The 3,529-nt window shown below is 66.9% G+C and carries 3 protein-coding genes and 1 pseudogene; all 4 read right to left on the bottom strand.

Annotation, left to right across the window (positions count from 1 at the left end):
* On the bottom strand, window positions 1–938 hold a 938-nt coding region (locus ACK42S_RS16575), incomplete at its 3' end, for a methyl-accepting chemotaxis protein (RefSeq protein WP_409710117.1).
* Window positions 939–955: 17 nt separating this feature from the next.
* The gene (locus ACK42S_RS16570) at window positions 956–1,432 is read right to left on the bottom strand and encodes a chemotaxis protein CheW (protein ID WP_409710115.1); all 477 of its coding nucleotides are present in this window, start codon (window positions 1,430–1,432) and stop codon (window positions 956–958) included.
* 109 nt (window positions 1,433–1,541) lie between these two features.
* Window positions 1,542–3,119 (bottom strand): methyl-accepting chemotaxis protein, encoded by a 1,578-nt coding sequence (locus tag ACK42S_RS16565; protein ID WP_409710112.1) that lies wholly within the window; start codon window positions 3,117–3,119, stop codon window positions 1,542–1,544.
* 31 nt (window positions 3,120–3,150) lie between these two features.
* Window positions 3,151–3,529, bottom strand: a pseudogene (locus ACK42S_RS16560) (methyl-accepting chemotaxis protein); the annotation flags it as partial.

The raw sequence follows: 3,529 nt of genomic DNA, 5'->3' as shown, positions 1-3,529 counted from the left end.
TGCTCCATGGACGAGGCGGTTTGCTGCAGGCTGCTGGCGGCCTGCTCGGTGCGGCTGCTCAGGTCCTGGTTGCCTTGCGCAATCTCGGCGCTGGCCGTGGCGATGGATTCGGTGGAGGCGTGCACCTGGCCGACGATCTGACGCAAAGACTCCTGCATTTGGCGCAGCGCTTCGAGCAGCTGGGCGATTTCGTCGCGTCCCTGCGTGCTCACAGGGCGCGTCAGGTCGCCCGAGGCGATGGCGCCGGCCAGCGCGCGGGCTTCCACGATGGGTTTGCAAATGCTGTGCATGTTCAGCAAGGTCAGCGGCACGACCACCACCGTGGCCAGGACTACCGCCGCCCCGAACAGGAGGATGGTGAGCCGGGCGGCGTCCTGCGCGGCCTGGCCTGAGCGGGTGGCTTCGTCGTTGAGCTGCGCCACCAGGGTCTGGAAAGCCTTGTCCAGGTCGTTCAGCGCTGCATAGGCACGGAACATCACTTTGTCGGCCGTGGTGGCCGAGTCGTAGCCGCTGGCCTCGAGCTGGTTGGCCACGGGGGCAAAGGCCTTCTGGTAGTCCTCCATGTGTTTGCCGATGGCCTGCAGGAGTTCGGCATCGTTGCCGCTGGCCAGGGCGCGCAGCGCCCGTACCTGTTCGTTGACCTTGGCGGCGGTCTGCTTCCACAGCTCGTGGGTCTCGGACACGCGCGCGGGCTGCTCGTAGAAGATGATCATGTCCTTTTCGTAGCGGCGCAGGTGGGCCAGGCTTTGCCGCAGCTCAGAGACGAGGGCGGCCTTTGCATAGGCGTTGTCGATGAAGTGCTGGTTCATGGACTGCATGCGGAACATGCCGACCAGACCCGCGCCGCCCACGATGGCCAGCAGGGTCAGCACCACGGCGATCGCGCCGACCATGCGCGTGCGGATGGTGAAATGCCGCATCAGGTTCATCACTTGCATGGAAGTCTCCGCAGAAATCAGTCGGTCAGGCCCATGGCCGGGTCGGCCATCAGCTTTTCGATGTCGAGCAGGATCAGCATGCGCTCGGCGATGTTGGCCAGGCCGACGATGCAGCCGGCGTCCACCACGGAGTTCATCTCAGGAGCCGACCGGATGCTGTCGGGGGCGATCTCCAGCACGTCGCTGACCGCGTCGACCACCGCACCGACGACACGACCGGCCACGTGCAGCACGACGACCACGGTGAAGTCGTTGTATTCGCATTGGGCGGTGGCAAAGCGGATGCGCAGGTCCACGATGGGCACGATCACGCCGCGCAGGTTCACCACCCCCTTGATGTGCGGGGGCGCATTGGCAATGCGGGTGGGCGCCTCGTAGGAGCGGATCTCCTGCACGCGAAGGATGTCGATGCCGTATTCCTCGCCCCCCAGTCGGAAGGTGAGGTATTCGCGGGGGCGGACATGCGGGTCGATGAAGGCTTCGTTGGCACCCATGGTGGTCACTCTTCGGTCGATGGACAATGATTCGGCGGGAAGCGCCCCGGGCGCGGCCCGGGTCCTTCTCGGGTTTATCGGCGGTGCGCGAGGGCGCTTGAGGGCAACATCAGGCCGTTGCCGTCGATGCGGCTTCCAGGCGGAACTGCGACACGAGCTGCGCCAGGCGCTGGGCCTGTTCACGCAGGCTCTCGGCAGCGGCGGCCGATTGTTCGACCAGCGCGGCGTTTTGCTGGGTCATCTGGTCCAGGTGCGTGACGGCCTGGTTGATCTGGCCGATGCCAGAGCTCTGTTCCTGGGTGGAGGCGGAGATGTCGCCGATCATGTCGGTGACACGCCGCACGGCCGCCACGATCTCCTGCATGGAGGCCCCGGCATCGGCCACCAGACGCGAGCCGCCTTCGACCTTGTCGACCGAGGCGCCGATGAGCGCCTTGATCTCCTTGGCCGCTTCGGCCGAACGTTGGGCGAGGTTGCGCACCTCGCCGGCGACGACGGCAAAGCCGCGGCCATGTTCACCGGCGCGGGCCGACTCGACGGCGGCATTGAGCGCCAGGATGTTGGTCTGGAAGGCAATACCATCGATGACGCCGATGATGTCGGCGATTTTCTTGGACGAGGCATTGATCTCGTCCATGGTGGCGACGACCTGGGAGACGACGGTGCCGCCGCGCTGCGCCGCTTCGGCGGCACTGCGGGCCAGTTGGCTGGCCTGCTGGGCGCTCTCGGCGCTTTGGCCGACGGTGCCCGTGAGCTGTTCCATCGACGAGGCGGTCTGCTGCAGGCTGGAGGCAGCCTGCTCGGTGCGCGCGCTCAGGTCGTGGTTGCCCTGGGCGATCTCGCTGCTGGCGGTGTTGATGTTCTCGGTGGCCAGGTGCAGTTGGGACACCATGCGGCGCAGCGAGGCCTGCATCTCGGCCAGCGCAGCCTGCAGCTCACCGGCTTCGCCGCCGGCCGTCACCTCGACGTTCGACGACAGGTCACCGGCTGCGATCGCGTGGGCGTGGTGGACGACGCTGGCGATGGGGCGGGAGATCGACCGGCTCAACCACCATCCGAAGACGGCCGCGAACGCCAGACTGGCCAGGACCAGGGCCACGGAGACGAAAGCGGCCGAACGTGTGTCGGCCTGGGCGGCGGCGAAGGCCTGGCGGGCCCGCTCCTGGATGGACCGCTGCAGCCCGTCGATGCCTTCGATGTAGGCCTTGCGGGTCTTCTCGAAGTCGCCGTCGAGCAACTGCTCCAGTGCGAAGTAGTCGCCGCTGTCGCGCAGTTCCCGGATCCGCGGGCCATAGGCGAGGATGGACTTGCGCAAGGTCTCGATCTGCCCGTATTGGGCGCTCAAGGCCGAGTCGTCGATCGCGGCCTGGATCTGCTGCTGCAGCGCGTCGATGCGCTGGGAGTCGGCGGTGTAGTCTTTCATGAGCTGGTCAGGGAAGTCGCCGGTGCCCAGACGCGAATGTGTGACGATGCGCAGCACGTTGATCTCGACGAGCGACTTCCACTGCCCGACCACCTGCATGAGGGCCGTCTCGCGTTCGGTCAGGCGTTCGATCACTGCCGTGGTGTCGCTGAGCTTCTTCACGCTGTAGCTGCTCACGCCGATCATCAGCAGCATCAGCAGCCCCAAGGCCACTGCCAGGCGGGTGGCGATCCGGGTGTGGGCCAAGGCATGCAGAAAGCTCATGAGTGTGTCTCCTCGCGTGTTCGTCAATGTCTTAGAAGGTTTCCCAGTCGTCGTCGGACAGCTTGGGCGAAGGCTGGACGGCCTTGGGCGACGGTGCCGGGGCCACGGCGGCAGCACGGCGTGCTTGCGGGGTCGGCGCGGGGGCGGCCGGGGCCGGCGAGGTTTTCGCTTTGCGGATCACCGCATCGGCCAGGGAGGCCGCTTGCGCGACGGCAGGGGGGGAGGCTGGTGCCGGATCGACAGCGCCTGGCGCCTCACGGCCGATCTGGAACGCAGCGACCACCTGAGCCAGTCGCTGTGCCTGTTCGCGCAGGGACTCGGCGGCGGCGGCGGACTGCTCGACCAGGGCGGCGTTTTGCTGGGTCATCTGGTCGAGCTGGCCGACGGCTGCGTTGATCTGGCCGATGCCG

This window comes from Caldimonas sp. (assembly GCF_046289365.1).
GTDB lineage: Bacteria > Pseudomonadota > Gammaproteobacteria > Burkholderiales > Burkholderiaceae_C > Caldimonas.
This window is presented reverse-complemented; position numbering and strand designations above follow the sequence as displayed.